Origin of the sequence: Scandinavium manionii (genome assembly GCF_024764775.1) — a bacterium.
In the GTDB taxonomy this organism is placed as follows: Bacteria; Pseudomonadota; Gammaproteobacteria; order Enterobacterales; family Enterobacteriaceae; genus Scandinavium; species Scandinavium manionii.
The window spans coordinates 461,660-479,884 of record NZ_JALIGC010000040.1 but is presented as its reverse complement, the minus strand read 5'-3'; the positions used below and the strand labels follow the sequence as shown (position 1 = coordinate 479,884).

Annotated in this window: 15 protein-coding genes; 10 read left to right on the top strand and 5 right to left on the bottom strand. The window is 57.2% G+C overall.

Translation table 11 applies throughout. The features are described from left to right. Nucleotides 1–99: 99 nt before the first annotated feature. From fes to MUU51_RS20035, 4 genes are all read left to right on the top strand, one after another. Complete coding sequence (fes, locus tag MUU51_RS20050) at nt 100–1,305, top strand: enterochelin esterase (protein ID WP_258968446.1); 1,206 nt, start codon at nt 100–102, stop codon at nt 1,303–1,305. A gap of 26 nt (nt 1,306–1,331) precedes the next feature. Next, a complete protein-coding gene (locus MUU51_RS20045) occupies nt 1,332–1,547 on the top strand; it encodes an MbtH family protein (protein WP_110511116.1) in 216 nt (71 codons plus the stop codon). Further along, nucleotides 1,540–5,406 carry an enterobactin non-ribosomal peptide synthetase EntF gene (gene entF / locus MUU51_RS20040; protein WP_258968445.1) on the top strand — a complete coding sequence of 1,289 codons (3,867 nt, stop codon included), beginning with the start codon at nt 1,540–1,542 and terminating at the stop codon, nt 5,404–5,406. The genes MUU51_RS20045 and entF overlap by 8 nt, the downstream gene beginning before the upstream one ends. An 88-nt stretch (nt 5,407–5,494) precedes the next feature. Continuing rightward, on the top strand, nt 5,495–6,334 hold the full coding sequence (locus MUU51_RS20035) for a DUF817 domain-containing protein (RefSeq protein WP_258968444.1): 840 nt from the start codon (nt 5,495–5,497) through the stop codon (nt 6,332–6,334). A gap of 52 nt (nt 6,335–6,386) precedes the next feature. Here MUU51_RS20035 and MUU51_RS20030 read toward each other — a convergent pair whose 3' ends face one another. Both MUU51_RS20030 and MUU51_RS20025 read right to left on the bottom strand, forming a co-directional pair. Continuing rightward, nucleotides 6,387–7,028 carry a winged helix-turn-helix transcriptional regulator gene (locus MUU51_RS20030; RefSeq protein WP_258968443.1) on the bottom strand — a complete coding sequence of 214 codons (642 nt, stop codon included), beginning with the start codon at nt 7,026–7,028 and terminating at the stop codon, nt 6,387–6,389. 63 nt (nt 7,029–7,091) lie between these two features. Continuing rightward, nucleotides 7,092–7,751 carry a winged helix-turn-helix transcriptional regulator gene (locus MUU51_RS20025; RefSeq protein ID WP_374684797.1) on the bottom strand — a complete coding sequence of 220 codons (660 nt, stop codon included), beginning with the start codon at nt 7,749–7,751 and terminating at the stop codon, nt 7,092–7,094. A gap of 416 nt (nt 7,752–8,167) precedes the next feature. Here MUU51_RS20025 and MUU51_RS20020 point away from each other — a divergent pair, with 416 nt between their 5' ends. The 5 genes from MUU51_RS20020 (at nt 8,168) to MUU51_RS20000 (ending at nt 13,832) form a co-directional block, all read left to right on the top strand. Further along, on the top strand, nt 8,168–8,695 hold the full coding sequence (locus MUU51_RS20020) for a fimbrial protein (RefSeq protein WP_258968441.1): 528 nt from the start codon (nt 8,168–8,170) through the stop codon (nt 8,693–8,695). An 86-nt stretch (nt 8,696–8,781) separates the two neighbouring features. Continuing rightward, on the top strand, nt 8,782–9,459 hold the full coding sequence (locus MUU51_RS20015; protein WP_159774367.1) for a fimbrial biogenesis chaperone: 678 nt from the start codon (nt 8,782–8,784) through the stop codon (nt 9,457–9,459). A gap of 80 nt (nt 9,460–9,539) precedes the next feature. Then, entirely contained in the window at nt 9,540–12,140 is a 2,601-nt protein-coding gene (locus MUU51_RS20010; RefSeq protein ID WP_258968440.1) for a fimbria/pilus outer membrane usher protein, read from the top strand. An 8-nt stretch (nt 12,141–12,148) separates the two neighbouring features. After that, nucleotides 12,149–13,165 (top strand): fimbrial protein, encoded by a 1,017-nt coding sequence (locus MUU51_RS20005; protein ID WP_258968439.1) that lies wholly within the window; start codon nt 12,149–12,151, stop codon nt 13,163–13,165. Between the two features lie 25 nt (nt 13,166–13,190). Next, nucleotides 13,191–13,832, top strand: a complete 642-nt coding sequence (locus tag MUU51_RS20000; protein ID WP_258968438.1) for a LuxR C-terminal-related transcriptional regulator — start codon at nt 13,191–13,193, stop codon at nt 13,830–13,832. Nucleotides 13,833–14,009: 177 nt separating this feature from the next. Here the strand turns inward: MUU51_RS20000 and fepC are convergent, their stop codons facing one another. From fepC to fepD, 3 genes are read right to left on the bottom strand one after another with little or no spacing between them, the layout of a single operon-like run. Beyond that, nucleotides 14,010–14,804 (bottom strand): iron-enterobactin ABC transporter ATP-binding protein, encoded by a 795-nt coding sequence (gene fepC, locus MUU51_RS19995; RefSeq protein WP_159774359.1) that lies wholly within the window; start codon nt 14,802–14,804, stop codon nt 14,010–14,012. After that, nucleotides 14,801–15,793, bottom strand: coding sequence for an iron-enterobactin ABC transporter permease (gene fepG, locus MUU51_RS19990; RefSeq protein ID WP_159774357.1), 993 nt, complete (start codon nt 15,791–15,793; stop codon nt 14,801–14,803). The genes fepC and fepG overlap by 4 nt, the downstream gene beginning before the upstream one ends. Continuing rightward, nucleotides 15,790–16,800 carry a Fe(3+)-siderophore ABC transporter permease gene (fepD, locus tag MUU51_RS19985; protein ID WP_258968437.1) on the bottom strand — a complete coding sequence of 337 codons (1,011 nt, stop codon included), beginning with the start codon at nt 16,798–16,800 and terminating at the stop codon, nt 15,790–15,792. The genes fepG and fepD overlap by 4 nt, the downstream gene beginning before the upstream one ends. Nucleotides 16,801–16,911: 111 nt before the next feature. Here fepD and entS point away from each other — a divergent pair, with 111 nt between their 5' ends. Continuing rightward, complete coding sequence (gene entS / locus MUU51_RS19980) at nt 16,912–18,147, top strand: enterobactin transporter EntS (protein ID WP_258968436.1); 1,236 nt, start codon at nt 16,912–16,914, stop codon at nt 18,145–18,147. Nucleotides 18,148–18,225 lie beyond the last annotated feature (78 nt).

Here is an 18,225-nt window from a genome sequence, read left to right as displayed (position 1 = left end):
GCGCGTCAATACGCTATTGCAAATGCAAATAGTTATCAATAATATTATCAATAATTTTTAGCCTGTAACAAAATAATCCACAGACAGCGCGGGGTTAACGTGGCGGAGACGGTAACGACAGGGAGTGCAGCCTGGTGGAAACGCATTGACGGGCCACAATGGCGGCGGGAAGGGGCGTTTTGCCACGTCACGTTTTACTGGCGCGATCCGGCGGGTAGCGAGCGGCATTCGAATCTCAAGCGGGTGTGGCTTTACATCACCGGCGTGACCGATCACCACCAGAATTCGGTGCCGCAGACGCTGTCCCGTCTGCCGGGCACTGACGTCTGGCAGTGGCAGACGCGGCTGCCTGCCAGCTGGCGCGGCAGCTACTGTTTCATTCCTTCTGAACGCGACGATGATTTCGATGCAGCGCTGTTTAACGGCAACGCACCGGATCGCATTTTGCTGCGCGAAGGCTGGCGAAAACTGCTGCCGCAGGCGATGGCCGATCCGCGTAATAAGCACAGCTGGCGCGGTGGACGCGGGCATGCGGTGTCTGCGCTGTCACTGCCCGACGCCCCTGAACAGCCAGGCTGGGACAGCCCCGACGAACCGTACACGCCGCCGGTGTGTATTCAATGGCACAGCCAGCGTCTCGGGAATGTCCGCCGGGTGTGGATTTTCACCACCGGAAAACCGTCACAGCATGCGCGGCCGCTGGCGATTTTGCTTGATGGTCAATTCTGGGCTGAAAGTATGCCGGTGTGGTCGCCGCTCGCCCGACTGACCCGCGAAGGGCAGCTTCCGGCGGCGGTGTATGTGCTGGTGGATGCCATCGACACCGCCCATCGCAGCGCGGAATTGCCGTGCAACACCGATTTCTGGCAGGCGTTACAGGCCGAGCTGCTCCCGCAGGTTCAGCGCATCGCGCCGTTCAGCGAGCAGCCGGAACGCACGTTGGTCGCCGGGCAAAGCTTCGGCGGGCTGGCGGCGATGTTCGCCGGGCTCAGCTGGCCGCAGCGTTTTGGCTGTGTGCTGAGTCAGTCCGGCTCCTACTGGTGGCCGAAACGTGGCGATCGCCACGGCGGCGTCATTCTCGAAAAACTTTCTCGCGGTGAATTTTCACCGCAGGGCCTGCGGATCTGGCTTGAAGCCGGACGTCGCGAGCCGGTCATCTTTGAGGCCAATCAGGCCCTCTTACAACAACTACAACAGCAGCCGGTTTTCTGGCGTCAGGTTGACGGCGGACACGATGCGCTGTGTTGGCGTGGCGGGCTTACTGCAGGGCTGATCGCGCTCTGGCAGCCGCTGGCCGATGCATAAAGCGCGCTTTACGACAGGAGTTTGGTATGCAAATCAGTAACCCTTTCGATGATGCGCAAGGGCAGTTTTATATCCTGCAAAATTCCCGCCAGCAGTACAGCCTTTGGCCGCAGCAGTGCGCCCTCCCGGCGGGCTGGGAAATCGTCTGCGAACCGCAAAGCGCCGAAGTCTGTAACGCCTGGCTGGCAGCGCGCTGGACCACGCTGAACCCTGCCCATTTTGCCGGAGGCCGCCATGACTGAGCGTTTACCGCTGGTTGCGGCCCAGCCGGGGATCTGGATGGCGGAACAGCTCTCCACGCTGCCAAATGCCTGGAGCGTTGCCCATTACGTTGAACTCGACGGCGCGATTGACGCGTCGCTGTTACAGCAGGCCATAACGTTGGGGCTGGCGCAGGCCGACACCCTGCGTATGCGCTTCACCGACGAAAACGGCGAACCGTGGCAATGGGTTGATGACGCGCTCACGCCGGGTGTTTCAGCGGTGCAGGATTTACGTCATGAAGCCGACGCGCACGCCGCCGCACTCGCACACATGCAGGTTGATTTGGCGCAAAACACCCGGGTCGACAGCGGCAACCCGCTGGTGTGTCACCAGCTATTCCGTGTGGCCGATAACCGCTGGTACTGGTATCAGCGATATCACCATTTACTGGTTGATGGCTTCAGTTTCCCGGCCATTACCCGCCAGGTCGTACATATTTATCGCGCGTTGCTGAAAGGCGAAGCGCCGCCGGAATCACCGTTTACCCCCTTTGCGGACGTGGTCGATGAATATCAGCGCTATCGCGACAGCGACGCCTGGAGCCGCGACGGTGCGTTCTGGGCTGAACAGCGCCAGCAGCTACCGTCTCCGGCCTCGCTGTCTGCCGCACCGCTGCCGGGTCGCGCCTCGACCACCGCCATCTGGCGCTTAAAACTCAGCGCCGACAAACAGGCGTTTAGCCGTTTATCTGCGGCCACCACCAGCCCACGCACCGATTTAGCCCTCGCGCTGACGGCGCTGTGGTTGGGTCGCCTGTGTGGTCGGAACGACTACGCAGCGGGCTACATTTTCATGCGCCGGTTAGGCTCGGCGGCGCTCACCGCCACCGGACCGGTGCTGAATGTGCTGCCGCTGGCGGTCACCCTCAAACCGGAAGAAACCCTGTCAGAGTTGGCCAATCGTCTGGGCGCACAGCTGAAAAAAATGCGTCGCCATCAGCGCTATGATGCCGAACAAATCGTGCGTGATGCAGGAAAGGCTGCGGGTGACGAACCGCTGTTTGGCCCGGTATTTAACGTCAAAGTATTCGATTATCAACTCGAAATTGACGGCGTTCGCGCCACCACGCACACGCTCGCCACCGGACCGGTGAATGATCTTGAACTGGCGTTGTTCCCGGACGAAGAGGGCGGACTGTCGATTGAAGTCCTGGCGAATCAGCAACGTTACGACGAAGCCACGCTGCAACAGCACACCGCGCGTTTACTGGCGATGCTGGAGCAGTTTTCCGCCAACCCTGCGCTTCGCTGCGGCGATGTGGATTTGGTGTCGGACACCGAATATCAGCGCCTCGAACAGATTAATGAAACTGGCATGATGCTGCCGGAAAGCACGCTCAGCGCGCTGGTGGCGGTCCAGGCGGCGAAAACGCCTGACGCACCCGCGCTGGCCGATGCGCGATTACAGTTCAGCTATCGCGAAATGCGCCAGCAGGTGGTCGCCCTGGCGAATCTGCTGCGTGAGCGCGGCGTGAAACCCGGCGACAGCGTGGCGGTGGCGCTGCCCCGTTCGGTCTTTTTGACCCTGGCGCTGCACGGGATCGTCGAAGCGGGCGCGGCCTGGCTGCCGCTCGACACCGGCTATCCGGACGATCGTCTGCACATGATGCTCGAAGACGCGAAACCGTCTTTGCTGATTACGTCTGACGATCAGCTCAGCCGTTTTTCCGGGATCGACACGCTGTGCTACAACGCGCCGCTGGCACCGGGGGACGAGACACCGCTGGCGCTGTCGCAGCCCGATCACACTGCCTATATCATCTTCACCTCCGGGTCGACCGGCCGCCCGAAAGGAGTGATGGTCGGGCAAACGGCGATCGTCAACCGCTTGCTGTGGATGCAGGAAAACTATCCGCTGACCGCGGCCGACGTAGTGGCGCAGAAAACGCCGTGCAGTTTTGACGTCTCGGTGTGGGAATTTTGGTGGCCGTTTATCACCGGCGCGAAACTGGTGATGGCCGAGCCGGACGCGCATCGCGACCCGCAGGCGCTGCAACGGTTCTTCGCCGATTTCGGTGTGACCACCACCCACTTTGTCCCGTCGATGCTGGCAGCATTCGTGGCCTCATTAACGGACGAAAACGTGGCGTCGTGCCGCACGTTGAAACAGGTTTTCTGTAGCGGCGAAGCACTGCCGACCGCGCTGTGCCGCGAATGGGAACAGCTCACTCACGCGCCACTGCACAATTTATACGGCCCGACGGAAGCGGCGGTGGATGTCAGCTGGTATCCGGCATTTGGCCCTGAACTGGCGGCGGTCAGCGGCAATAGCGTGCCGATTGGTTTCCCGGTGTGGAATACCGGTTTGCATATTCTCGACGCGCAGATGCGCCCGGTGCCGTTCGGCGTGGCGGGGGATTTATACCTCACTGGCATTCAGCTGGCGCAGGGCTACATGGGCCGTCCGGACCTGACCGCCAGCCGCTTTATCGCCTCCCCGTTTGCGCCGGGTGAGCGCATGTATCGCACCGGCGACGTGGCGCGTTGGCTCGATAACGGCGCGGTGGAATATTTGGGCCGCAGCGACGATCAGCTCAAAATTCGCGGGCAGCGTATAGAGCTCGGTGAAATCGAGCGCATGATGCTGAGTTTGCCCGGCGTGGCACAGGCTGTGGCACATGCCTGCGTGCTGAATCAGGCCGCGGCGGTGGGCGGCGATGCGCGTCAACTGGTGGGCTACGTGGTGTCCGATTCCGGGCTGCCGCTGGCGTGCGACGTGCTGCTGGAAAGCCTGCGCGACACGCTGCCGCCGCACATGGTGCCGATCACGATTATTCCGTTGTCCTCGCTACCACTGAGCGCTAACGGCAAACTCGACCGCAAAGCCTTGCCGCTGCCGGAACTGACGCAAAAAGCGCCAGGGCGTGCGCTGGAAAGCGCCACCGAGCACGCGGTGGCAGAAGCGTTTTCCGCGCTGCTGTGCTGTGAGATTGGCGACGTCGATGCTGATTTCTTCGCGCTTGGCGGCCATTCGTTGCTGGCGATGCGTCTGGCGGCGCAGCTCAGCCGAACCTTTGTGCGTCAGGTCACGCCGGGACAGGTGATGGTAGCCTCGAGCGTCGGTAAACTCAGTCATCTGCTGGATTCGGTGAACGACGCGCAGGCTCAGCGGCTGGGTTACGAGGCGATTCTACCGCTGCGTGAAAGCCATGGGCCAACGCTGTGGTGCTTCCATCCGGCGTCCGGTTTTGCCTGGCAGTTCAGCGTGCTGGCCCGCTGGCTGAGCCCGCGCTGGTCGATAACCGGCATTCAATCGCCGCGTCCGGAAGGGCCAATGGCCAGCGCGGAAAATCTGGATGCGCTGTGCGAGCACCATCTGTCGACGCTACTGCAACAGCAGCCGCACGGCCCGTATTATCTGTTCGGCTACTCGCTCGGCGGCACGCTGGCGCACGGCATCGCGGCGCGTTTGCGTCAGCGCGGCGAAGCGGTGGCGTTCCTCGGGCTGCTGGATACCTGGCCGCCGGAAACGCAGAACTGGTCGGAAAAAGAAGCCAATGGGCTGGACCCGGCCGTGCTGGCGGAAATTAACCGCGAGCGTGAAGCGTTTCTGGCGGCGCAACAGGGGCAGGCGTCCGGCGAATTGTTCAATGCGATTGAAGGGAACTACGCCGATGCGGTGCGCCTGTTAACCACCGCGCACAGCGTTTCGTTCGACGGCAAAGCCACGCTGTTCGTCGCCGAAAAAACGCTGACGCCGGGCCAGGACCCGCATCGTGCCTGGGGGCCGTGGGTGAAAGAGCTTGAGGTGTATCGCCAGAACTGCGCTCACGTCGACATCATTTCCCCACAGGCGTTTGAGGCCATCGGCCCGGTGCTGAAGGAAGTATTGAGGTAATTTAAGGGCGGGTGGCCATAACGCTACCCGCTATGCTTCTGTCGCACTTATGGCACAATGAGCGCTTTCTGTAATGGAGTGAAGGGAAGTGCTCAATCGACTCGATCACTATTTAATGAAACCACCCGCCACGTCGTTGACTGGCGTGAAGCGTTATGGGCTGGAGTTTCTGTGGTTCGGCATCAAGGAACTGCGTGCCTGTTTGTTCGCGGGCTTATTCTTTGTGGCGATATTCTGCGTGCCGCGCGACGGGTGGCTGGGGATTTCGCGCTACGATGTGCTACTGCTCATCGCCTTAGCCATCCAGTTCACCATGTTTTTCACCCGGCTTGAAAGCCTGGATGAAATCAAAGCCATCACCCTGTTTCACCTACTGGGTTTTGCCCTCGAACTCTTCAAAACCTCGTCGGCGATTGGATCGTGGAGTTACCCTCAGGCGGGCTGGAGCAAAATTGTCGGCGTGCCGTTGTTCAGTGGATTTATGTACGCGGCGGTTGGTAGCTACCTCATTCAGTGCTGGCGTTTGCTGGATTTGAAAATTCGCCATCATCCGCCCATTCTGCATGCTGTTTTGTTGTCGCTTGCGCTGTATGCCAACTTCTTTACCCATCATTTTATCGGCGATTACCGTGGGTATATCGCCGCCGTGGCGTTGGGAATGTACGCGCGTTCGACCGTGATTTTCACCCCTTACGACCGGCCGTATAAAATGCCGCTGCTGCTGGCTTTCGCGCTGATCGGCTTCTTTATCTGGCTGGCGGAGAATATGGGCACCTTCTTCGGCGTCTGGCGCTATCCGAATCAGCTTGGCGCATGGGCAACAGTGCATATCGGGAAATGGGGGTCGTGGTCGCTACTGGTGATGATGACGTTTACCATCACGCTGTTTTTGAAGGACATTAAAAAGCGCATCCATGTGGCGCAGTAGTGGGAACGGAGCCGCTCAGACCCTCGCCCTTTTGGGGAGAGGGAAAGAGGATTCAATACTTCTCCGGCAAACGATGCACCGCTTTTAGCACGCCGTCTTCCATTTCGATATATCCCCCCAGTTTCAGCTGAGAGAGCATTTTCATTACCGTGCTGCGCGACAGGCGTGTGCGCTCAAGGATATATTTCGCCGCAGAGTGGGATTCTCGCAGGTCTGCTGGCTCCTGCATCAGCGCGATGAGCTGAAATTTCATCACATCGTAGGTGGTGGGGGCGCTTATCAGCACACTCTTTTTATAGAGGTTGCTGGCGATGACTGTCATGTGGCCCGCCAACAGTTCCCAGGCATTATTTTGCGCAATAATTTCATTGGCTCGTGTGGTGGGTAACGTGGCTATCCTCGCCTCGGTGACCGTTTCAATATAGAGGCCCGATTCATTTGGAATTCTATTGGTGATGCCCAAAATATTGGGTGTGGTGATGGACGAGATAACGAAGTCATCGGTGCTTCTGCCCGCTTTTACGAGGCCAGATAACAGGATGTAACACTGGTTCACGCCCTCCACGGAAAAGGGCAGTTGCGTATTGGCCGGAACATCCTCAAACGTGACATACGGCGTGAGCACATCGATGAGATCACGCGTGGACTGAGACATAGCCGGTGTTGTCATGCCATGCAGGAAAGATTCTTTCATAACTGTACGTTTATAGTGGCCCGCTCATGCTTTAAATCTAGCAACAGAGCGCCTGAGCGTACATTAATACTTTAACGGGATGTTATGGATTGCCAGCAACAGCCCTCTGTCGGTAGTGATGTAGCCCCCGGTTTTGAGCTGTGCCAGGATTTTCATGATGCTACTGCGCGATAAAAACGAGCGACTCTGCACATAGTTGGCGATAGTTACGCTCTGGCGAATGGCGTCTGGTTCGCTCATTAATTCATAGAGTTGGTAACGAATAATATCGTATGACGACAGAGACGATATTTTGGTGCAGTGATCGTAAACCCGCGTCACGGTATATATCAGCATCTGAGACAGCGACCGCCAGAGGTTATTATCGGCAATCACCTGATTAGCAACTTCCAGCGACATCCAGCTCACCTCTGACACGTCATGTGTGCGGATAAAAAGATACTCAGGATCCATTAGTTGCGTGCTCACGCCAAAAATAAAAGGCGCGGACTCTGTGTTTAGCACCATCCCATCAACGCTGCGGTACAGCGAAACGCTACCTTTATGCAACAAAAAACACTTTCGTTTTTCGTCATCCATGTAGTTAATTGTTTGACGATTTTTTGTTTCAATCTTGTTAGAAAATGGCGTGAGATGATAAAGCAATTTTTCTATTTCAGTGGTCGGTTTTTTATTCCTGATATTTGTGTTTTCTAAAGAAAGTTTTTTTTGTCCTTCATTAATAGTCACTTATGTCACCTTGCTCGCGCCTAAGATTATTCTTACTGCGTTAATAAGTGGCTGCATTATGGTAAAGAACTTTTATTAAGTGAATGAAAGTCGCGGTGTAAAATTACACCCAAAAACACCTTGCGTTTAGTAGGTGATCTAATGAAAATTGATTCATGCAGTGAATTGGTAGTTGATTAGATAGATTGATTTTGAATGTAAGTCAGTTTTCCCCGGGCGTTCAAGCCTGACTGGCTGAGAGTATTCAGTTGTAGATTGATTTAATTGTTGTCAATAAAACGGTCACTGTGCAATTCAATTGATGAAGCAAGGAAATGTTTAACGGAAAGTTCAATTACCCTCGGGTGTTTGATGGGCGTCTTATTGCCTGAGTTCGTTGGCATGACTCATATAAATAAAAGGAAATCGTTATGAAAAAGAATGTAATCGCTATGGCTATCGCGGCTACTGCTGTTCTGTCTACGGCTAACGCATTCGCGGCTGCGGGCCAGGTTAATTTCACCGGTGAAATTATCGATGCAGGTTGCGATGTTATTAACACTGTCTCAAACCCACTGCAGGTGAATCTGGGTCAGGTCGCTAAATCTGAGTTTGCGAACCCCGGCGACACCGCTGCTGCTACCAGTTTCGACATTCAGCTGACCAACTGCCCGGTCACCGTTTCTACCGCCAGCATTAAGTTTGATGGTACTGCCCTGAACGGCGACAACAGCCTTCTGCAACTGACTCAGGAAGCAGGTGTTGCAACGGGTGTCGGTATCCAGCTCTCTGACACCAATGGTGTTCTGCCACTGTTTCAGCCATCTGCGGCATACACACTGCAGTCTGGCGCCTCTATGAACAATCTGCCGTTCGTTGCTCGCTACAAATCAGTGACTTCTGACGTTACCGCGGGTCCTGCGAACAGTGTGGCGAACTTCAGCGTTATTTACAACTAAGACTCTGCCCGCAAGGGCCGGAGATTAGCGAACAGGCCGGCGGCAACAGTGCCGGCCATTTTTTATCTCCTCGACAGGATATTGATATGAAAATGTTTACTGGCTCGTTACTGGCTGCACTGTTGGCCATTTCAACGTTGGCTCAGGCGGGTGTGATCGTGGGCGGCACACGCCTTATTTATGACGGAAGTAAGAAGGAGTCTTCACTGAGCGTCACTAACCCGGACAAAGTGCCCTATCTGGTGCAGTCCTGGGTCGATACCACCACTGGTGGCGCTGAGAAAGCCCCCTTTATGGTGACCCCGCCGCTGTTTCGTCTCGACGGCGGGCAGCAGAACGTGCTGCGAGTGGTCCGCGCAGGCGGCAATCTGCCCAACGATCGTGAATCGCTGTACTGGATGAATATCAAAGCGATTCCTGCGGCTGAAGTCAGCAGCAACCAGAACACGCTGCAAATAGCCGTCAAAAACCGTATCAAGCTCATCTTCCGCCCCACCGGTCTGAAAGGGACCCCTGAAGACGTAGCCAGCCAGCTCACCTGGCAGCGCAGCGGTGACAGCGTACAGGTGACCAACCCAACGCCGTTTTACATGAACTTTATGCAAATCAGCGTGGCGGGCAAAGCGCTGAAAAACGTGACCTATGTCGCGCCGCAAAGCACGGCGAAGTTTGCGCTGCCCGCTGGCGTCAGTGGCGGCAGCGTCAGCTGGAAAATTATCAGTGATTACGGGGCCATCGGCCCGGAACACAAAGGCGCAATGTAACAGGTAACGACTCCAGAAAAACACAGCTGAAAGCAATAGATGTTTTATCAGGAAACCGCTCTGCGGGCAGGAGTTAAAGGATGAATAGCACAATAAAACAGGGCAGGCACATGCCCGATCTCAGGGTAAACAAGCTGGCCTATCTGATTGCCGGGCAGTTTGTCCTGCTGGGCAGTTTTCCGCTCAGCGCCCTGGCCCGTGATGTCTTTAACCCGGCGCTGCTGGAAGTGGATGCGCCTCACCAGGGGATGACTGACCTCTCCGTTTTTGAAGACGGAGCGGGCCAGCCGCCGGGTATTTATCACATCGATATCTATCTCAACAACGATTTGCAGGATACGCGTGACGTTGAATTCAGTCTGCAAAAAGACGCTTCGGGTAACAACATCCTGCAGCCATGCCTGAGCGTGGCTGAGCTGAATGAGATGGGAGTCAAAACCGCGTTATTCCCGGCGCTGGGAGATAAAAACGCCAAATGCGCTCAGCTCGGGGCGATCCCCCAGGCTAAAGCCGAGTTCCGCTTCAGTGGCCAGCAACTGTTGCTGAGCATTCCGCAGATGGCGGTGTCGCAGAGTGCGCGTGGCGTCGTACCCGAAACGCAATGGGACAACGGTATCCCGGCTTTTCTGCTCAATTACAGCTTTAACGGGGCGAATAACTATGCCCGAAGCGGTAACGGGCGGGATAACGACAGCCAGTATGCCAACCTGCGCCCAGGGATCAACCTCGGTCCATGGCGGTTGCGAAACTACACCACCTGGAGCCGCGACAGCAATGGTCAGGACAAGTGGGATACGGTTTATACCTATGCCGCGCGCAGCATTATTTCACTGAAAAGCCAGTTGGTGATGGGTGACAGTAGTTCTCCGTCAGACGTGTTTGACAGCGTGCCGTTTCGCGGGGCGCAGCTCGCCTCTGATGATGACATGTTGCCAGACAGCCAGAAAGGTTACGCGCCAGTGGTACGCGGCATCGCCCGAACCAACGCCCAGGTCATCATCCGCCAGAACGGCTACATCATTTACCAGAGTTATGTCTCGCCGGGCGCGTTTGAAATCAACGACATGTACCCGACAGGCGGTTCTGGCGATCTGTACGTGACCATAAAGGAAGCGGATGGCAGCGAACAATTAATGGTCGTGCCGTTTGCGTCACTGCCGGTATTGCAACGTGAAGGTCGCCTGAAATACAGCGTCACCGCCGGGCAATATCGTTCCTATAGCCACAGTGTGGATAACACGCCTTTCAGCCAGGGCACGGCTATTTACGGCCTGCCGGCAGGCTTCACGGCTTATGGCGGCGGACAGTTTGCCAGCAAATATCAATCACTTGCGTTGGGATTGGGCAAGAACCTGGGGGATTTCGGTGCAGTATCGACAGATGTTACCCAGGCCTGGTCCACGGCGCAGGATCAGTTAAAAGAAAGTGGTCAGTCGTGGCGGGTTCGTTACAGCAAAAACATCGTGCAGACCGGAACAAACTTCGCCATCGCGGGTTATCGCTACTCGACAAGTGGCTATTACAGCCTTCAGGAAGTCATGGATACGTATCATGACGGTAATGACAACTATCAACTGATACCCGAGCGTCGCCGTAATCGCAGCGAAGTCACTATCAGTCAGATTCTTGGCGAAAACGCGGGCTCGCTCTCCCTGAGCTGGATAAGCGAAGACTACTGGAACAGCGATCGCACTCTGCGCTCGATTGGCGCCGGATATAACAACTCATGGAACGGTATCAGTTACGGCCTGAACTACAGCTATAACGAAAACGGCATGACCCGCAATGGCTCAGCGATCGGCAGCAACTCAACAACCGGGCGCGTTTACGACCGGGATCAGGTCTTTAGTCTCAACGTTAACGTTCCGTTTAGCCTGTTCCTGCCCAATACCTGGGCGAGCTACACGTTGAACACCAGCAAGCACGGCAATACGACCCAGACCGTCGGCCTCAACGGAACCGCGCTGGAAGACAATAATCTCAGCTGGAACGTGCAGGAAGGATATGGCAGTCAGGGCACGGGCAACAGTGGCAATCTGAACGCCGATTATCGTGGCACCTATGGTGAAGTGACTGGCGGCTATGCCTACGACAGAAACACCCAACGCATTAACTATGGCGTGCAGGGCGGAGTGGTGGTGCATGAAAACGGAGTGACGTTTGGTCAGCCAATGGGCGAAACCGTCGCGCTGGTCCAGGCGCCGGGTGCCGATGGCGTGGGGGTGAACAATCAGACCGGGGTGAAAACAGACTGGCGCGGCTATGCCATTGTGCCTTACACCACGCCGTATCGCCGGAACCATGTGCAGCTCGACCCCGAAACGCTTCCTGACGATGTGGATCTCGCACTTAATAACCAGAACGTCGTCCCTACGCGCGGCGCGGTAGTGCGGGCGAGCTTTAGCGCTAGCGTCGGTCAGCGTGCGCTGATGACGATTCTGCGGGCGGGCGGTGCGCCTGTTCCATTTGGGGCAATGGTGACTGACCCGGCGCAGAAAGGCGCGCAAGGCTTTATTGTCGGCGATGGCGGACAGGTTTACCTGACCGGTTTGGCAGACAGTGGGGCGTTACATGTGAAGTGGGGTAATGAGGCCGGAGAACAGTGTTCCGTGCATTATTCCCTGAACAAACAGACAGCAGATAATGCGGGCGTACAGACGCTCAGCGGTCAATGTCAGTGAGGAAAGTGATGTCTATATTCTCTTTAATAAAAAAGTTCCTGCTGCTGTGTGGTTTGCTGGCGGGGCTGGGCATGGTATCACCCGCAGTCTTCGCGGCGAACACAGGGTGCGTGAGTTCCCCGAGTGTTCCCGGGGTCGCAAACTTAGGTTCCACTGCCGTTGATGCCTCCGTTCCGGTGGGCAACATTATTCCTGGCACTGAGCGATACTTCAGCTTTGCCGGGAACTGCGCCAACATCAGTGGCGTACCGCAGGGGAGCACCATCATCACTTGTTACTATGGGACGGGGACTGAGGTGGTGGGGATGCCAGGGGTATATAATACCGGTGTAAGCGGCATCGGTATCACCTTGATAAACTCTGCGGGCCAGCGTGTTACGGGAGCAGGGGCGGCTTGCGACACTCGAAATACACCTCTGGGGTATATCTCAAACACCAGTGCAAAAACGTATTCTATCAACATGACGCTAGCCTTGGTGAAAACCTCTAATACGGTTGGCTCGGGAACACTGGTTCAGGCACAAACGAAATTCGGTATCGGGATGTATGCTACCGGCTGGGGGCTGGGAACCGACCCAGACAGCTCAGTTTCCTATGCCGGGAGCATCAATTATCGGGCTATTTCCTGCGCAGTCAGTACCCTTATTCCCGTGCCACTCCCGAAAGTGCCGCGCTCTGACTTTAACGGTATCGGCTCAACCTCAGGGGATAAGAATTTCACGGTGCCTGTCACCTGTGATTCTCCGGCCAATGTCAGTGCGTACATGAGCTCCGCAGGCTATCTCTCAAAACCGAATGGCGTGCTGGCGTTGACCAGCGGTACAGGGAATGCAGGAGGGGTCGGCATTCAGGTTCTGTACAATGGTAGCCCGGTGGCGTTTGATAGCTACTTTAATGTAGGCAGCATTATCAGTGCTGGCGGGACGTTAAATATTCCTTTTGTTGCCCGCTATTATCAGGCTGCCTCGCCTGTTACGCCTGGTATCGCCAATGCGACAGCAACAATCACCTTTGCCTATCAATAACGCTTGATTTAACGGGAGAGGGGCGATGTTGCAAATCGTAATGAGTGATAAAAACACCACCTACCAAAAAGGCATGGAGATTTTACTGGAAAATATTTTTTTGCACGAAGAAGGCAAGTTAGTTGAGTTTCTGACACTGACCGAAGCGAATGTGGCCATCGCGGATATTATCGTAAAATATTTTGAGCCGGGAGAGAGCTATCTCTGTAATCCGATATTACGCAACCGCAAGGCGACCAGTTTATTGATCGGCATTTACCAAGGGACAAACAAGCCACATATTGGCGAAATGCCGCTATGCGTCAATAATATGGTGTTTATTAATCGAACAGAAAGCCTCAGTAAAACCAGAGCGTTAATCGTTCGCGGCTGGGAAAACAGTACGAAGACAGCCTATAAAAATATCCGGCGCAACTGTCAGAGTTGTTTGCACCGGACCCTGTCGCCCCAGCAAGTTAAAGTCGCTGCGCATTTTTATCGTGGCTTTAATACGGAAAAGATCGCCAGCGATTTACAGCTCAACGTGAAAACTGTGTGCGCGCATAAGCGCATGATCATGACCAAGTTTAATCTTTATTCTGACTGCGAGTTACTGCATTTTCTCAATGGATTAAAAAACCAAATGCTGACGCCAAATTCATTTTCAGAGTGTCTGGCAGGGAAATAATGTTTTTGAGTTCGGCATTTATTTTAAGGGATGAAAATGAAACCTCTGGCCGGATCTTGCCGACAGACTTGATGCATGACGGACCGCGATATTATTCAGCTGAATCTCACCACCTGGCCGCTCAGCCACCCTGTCCCTTTTGGGGAGAGTGCCGGGGTGAGGCGTCCTGTTGAAGGACTACCGTTTTCCCAATGGCACCACCAGCGGCGTACCCGCCACCGGGTCTTCAATAATCAGACTCCGCAGCCCGTAAATCCGCTCAATCAGCTCCGCGGTCACAATCTCTTTCGGCGCGCCCTCGGCGACAATCTGCCCGTCGCGCAGGGCAATCAAATGCGTGGCATAGCGACACGCCTGATTGAGGTCATGCAGCACTGCCGCCAGGGTATATCCGCGCTCACGGTTAAGCTCGCTCAGCAGTTCCAGTAAATCAATCTGGTGACTGATGTCCAGCCAGGTCGTCGGCTCGTCGAGTAGCATAATTGCCGTTTCCTGCGCCAGCACCATCGCAATCCATGCCCGCTGACGCTGGCCGCCCGACAGCGTATCCACGCTTTGATTCGCCAGCTCAACCATGCCGGTGGCCTGCATCGCACGGTTCACCGCGTCGTCATCTTCCTTGCGCCAGCGAGTGAACAGCGGCTGATGCGGATAACGCCCGCGCGCCACCAGTTCCTGCACCGTAATGTCTCCCGGCGTGGTGGCGTTTTGCGCCAGCAGGCCGATGCGCCGTGCCACTTCTTTGCTGGCGAAACGCTGGATCTGTTCGCCGTCGAGAAATACCTGGCCGTGCTGCGGGGTCATCAGGCGGCTTAGGGTGCGCAGCAAGGTCGATTTTCCGCAGCCGTTGGGGCCAATGATCGCGGTGAAATGACCGTCGGGAATGGCGACGTTCAGCCCCTCGGCGATCACTTTTTTGCCGTAGCTCAGCGTCAGTTCTTCGCCGCGCAGGCGGGCGGTGGAAGCTGTCATTTTTTACGAGACTCCTGAATAAGCAAGGCGATGAGATACAGGCCGCCGAGGCTGACGGTCACCACGCCCACCGGTAGCTGGTAAGGCATAAACAGCCGCTGGGCGCCGAAATCAGCAAGCGTTAGCAGCAGCGCGCCGCACAACGCCGATTGGGTCAAACCCCAGCGCGCGGTGCCGCTGATGCGCCGCGCAATGTGCGGGGCCACCAGCGCAATAAAGGAAATCGGCCCCGCCAGCGCGGTGGCGGCCGCGGTCAGCACCACCGCGACCAGCATCATCAATAAGCGCGACCGTTCGACCCGCACGCCCAGCGCGCAGGCGCTGTCGTCGCCCATTTCCAGCAGCCGCATCCGGCGTACCAGCAGGGCGGCAAACACCAGCATCACCAGCAGAATAGGTGACGCGGGAAAAATTTTGGCCCACGTCAGGCCGTTGAGCGACCCGGCAAACCACAGTCCGGCAGACTGCGCGGTTTCCAGAGAGGCCTTCAACAGCAGCCAGGTGTTGAACGCCATCAGCATCGCGCGGATGCCAATGCCGATAATGATCAGCCGGAAAGTATCAATGCCGTTGCGCCACGCCAGCAGCCAGACCAGCAACGACGTGACAATCCCGCCCGCCATCGCCGCGAAAACAATCGCCGTCTGATGCTGACCAAACAGCACCATCGCCACCAGCACGCCGCTCCAGGCCCCGGTGTTAAAGCCCATTACGTCCGGGCTGCCAAGCGGGTTGCGCATCAGCGACTGGAAAATTGCGCCGCTGACGCCCAGCGCTGCGCCGACCAGTAGCGCCATCAGCACCCGTGGCAAACGCCATTCGGTGACCACCATCGTCACGTTGCGCGGCGCGTCGCCGAACAGGGCGGCGATAACCTGACTGAAATCCAGCGTGACCACGCCGCTGCGCAGGCTCCAGAGGCTAATCGCCAGACTCGCCACGGTCAGGAACACGACGCTCACGACCAGACGACGGGCAGGGGCTATCATACGACACCTCCGCGCGACGGCTGGCGACGCACCAGCCAGATAAGCATCGGTGCGCCGATAAAGGCGCTGACCACCGACACGCGCAGTTCACCCGGCACCAGCAGGCGGCCAATAATATCGGCAAACAACAGCAGGGCTGGCGTAGCGAGCAGCGTGACCGGCAGCGACCAGCGATGATCGCCCCCGACCAGCCAGCGCGAAATATGCGGCACCATCAACCCGATAAAGGCAATCGGCCCCACCAGCGCGGTGGCGCTGCCGCTCAGGACGGTTATCACCAGCAGGCCAAGAATTTGGGTGCGCGCCACTTTATTGCCGAGCGCGGTGGCGGTGTCTGCCCCGAGGCTCAGGCTATTCAGTGAACGGCTTAAACCGAGCGCCACGGCGGCGGCGATACCCACCGGCAGCAGTACCACTTTCAACGTTTCGAGGGAGCGAATATCCAGCGACCCGGCCTGCCAGAAACGCAGCTGATCGTAGACATCGGGATTGAGCAGCGCGATGCCGTTCGACAGGCCTTCCAGCACCGCGCCCAGCGCAACGCCCGCCAGCGTCAGACGCACCGGGCTAAGCTGGCCGCCGCCCTGGCTGCCGGTAAACGCCACCAGTAGTGAGGCAATCAGCGCGCCGCAAAAGGCGAGTAGCAGCTGTTCCTGCGGCAGCGTGAAACCAAACAGTGCGGCACCCAGCACAATCGCAAAGCTGGCTCCGGCGTTAACGCCGAGAATGCCGGGGTCGGCCAGGGGGTTACGGGTAAGGGTTTGCATCAGCGCGCCCGCGAGGCCGAGTGCGCCGCCCGCTAACAGACCGGCGAGGGTGCGCGGTAATCGGGCATCGAGAACAATGGTGCAGTCGGCGCTGTGACAGCTGCCGGACAGGGCGTCGAAAACCACATTCAGCGGCAGCGGTTTTGCGCCAATCAGTAGGCTGAACGCGGCGGCGGCGATAAGCAGAATGAGTAATCCGGGCACGGCGACGGTGCGCAGCGCGGCGGGAGAAAACGACATAGCAACGTCCATGATGTGATAATGATAGTAATTATCGTTCTCGATCTTATTTGCCTATGTTAGCATGTGCAGCCCCGGAAATGGTACCGAAAGTTCGTTGAAGGCCCCGTCATGCAAAGACAATCCTGGCTGTTGAATCTCAGCCTGCTCAAGACTCATCCGGCGTTTCGCGCCGTCTTTATCGCCCGTTTTATCTCCATTCTTTCTCTTGGCCTGCTCGGCGTTGCTGTGCCGGTACAAATCCAGTCGCTGACCCATTCCACCTGGCACGTCGGGCTGGCGGTGACGCTCACCGGCGCGGCGATGTTTATCGGCCTGATGCTCGGCGGCGTGCTGGCCGACCGTTACGAACGTAAAAAGCTGATTCTGCTGGCGCGTGGCACCTGCGGCATCGGCTTTGTTGGCTTATGGCTGAACGCGCTACTGCCGGAGCCTTCGCTGCTGGCGATTTATCTGCTCGGGATCTGGGACGGCCTGTTTGCCTCCATTGGCGTGACCGCGCTGCTGGCGGCGACACCTGCGCTTGTCGGGCGCGAAAACCTGATGCAGGCGGGGGCGATTACGATGCTCACCGTGCGTCTGGGCTCGGTAATTTCGCCGATGGTCGGCGGCCTACTGCTGGCGAGCGGCGGTTTTTCCTGGAACTACCTGCTGGCTGCACTCGGGACCTTTATCACTACCCTGACATTGCTGCGCTTGCCGCCGTTACCACCGCCGCCACAGCCGCGAGAGCATCCGCTGAAATCCCTGATGGCCGGGCTGCGTTTCCTGTTTAACAGCCCGCTGATTGGCGGCATCGCGCTGCTCGGCGCTCTTCTGACCATGGCCAGTGCGGTGCGCGTGCTGTATCCGGCGCTGGCGATGAGCTGGCAGATGTCGGCGGCACAGATTGGTTTGCTGTATGCAGCGATCCCGCTCGGCGCGGCGTTTGGCGCCTTAACCAGCGGCAATCTTGCGCGTAGCGAAAAGCCGGGGCAAATCATGTTGCTCACCACGGTGGGCTCGTTTGTCGCGATTGGGATGTTCAGCCTGATGCCAGTGTGGGCGTTGGGCGCGCTGTGTCTGGCGCTTTTTGGCTGGTTGAGCGCCATCAGTTCACTGCTGCAATACACCCTGATTCAGACGCAAACCCCGGAAGCGATGCTCGGCCGAATTAACGGCCTGTGGACGGCGCAGAACGTTACCGGCGATGCCATTGGTGCGGCGATTTTAGGCGGGTTTGGCGCAATGCTCACGCCGGTAGCAGCGGCATCCGCCAGCGGATGGGCGTTAGCGATTGTCGGCGTGATATTGGTGCTGTTACTCGGTGAGTTGCGTCGCTTCCGCCAGGAAACGGCCACGGTTTAGTGCGGTGGAATATGCCCGGCGGCGCAAGCTTGCCGGGCCTACGGAATGTGTCTTATAGGCCCGTGTAAGCGTAGCGCC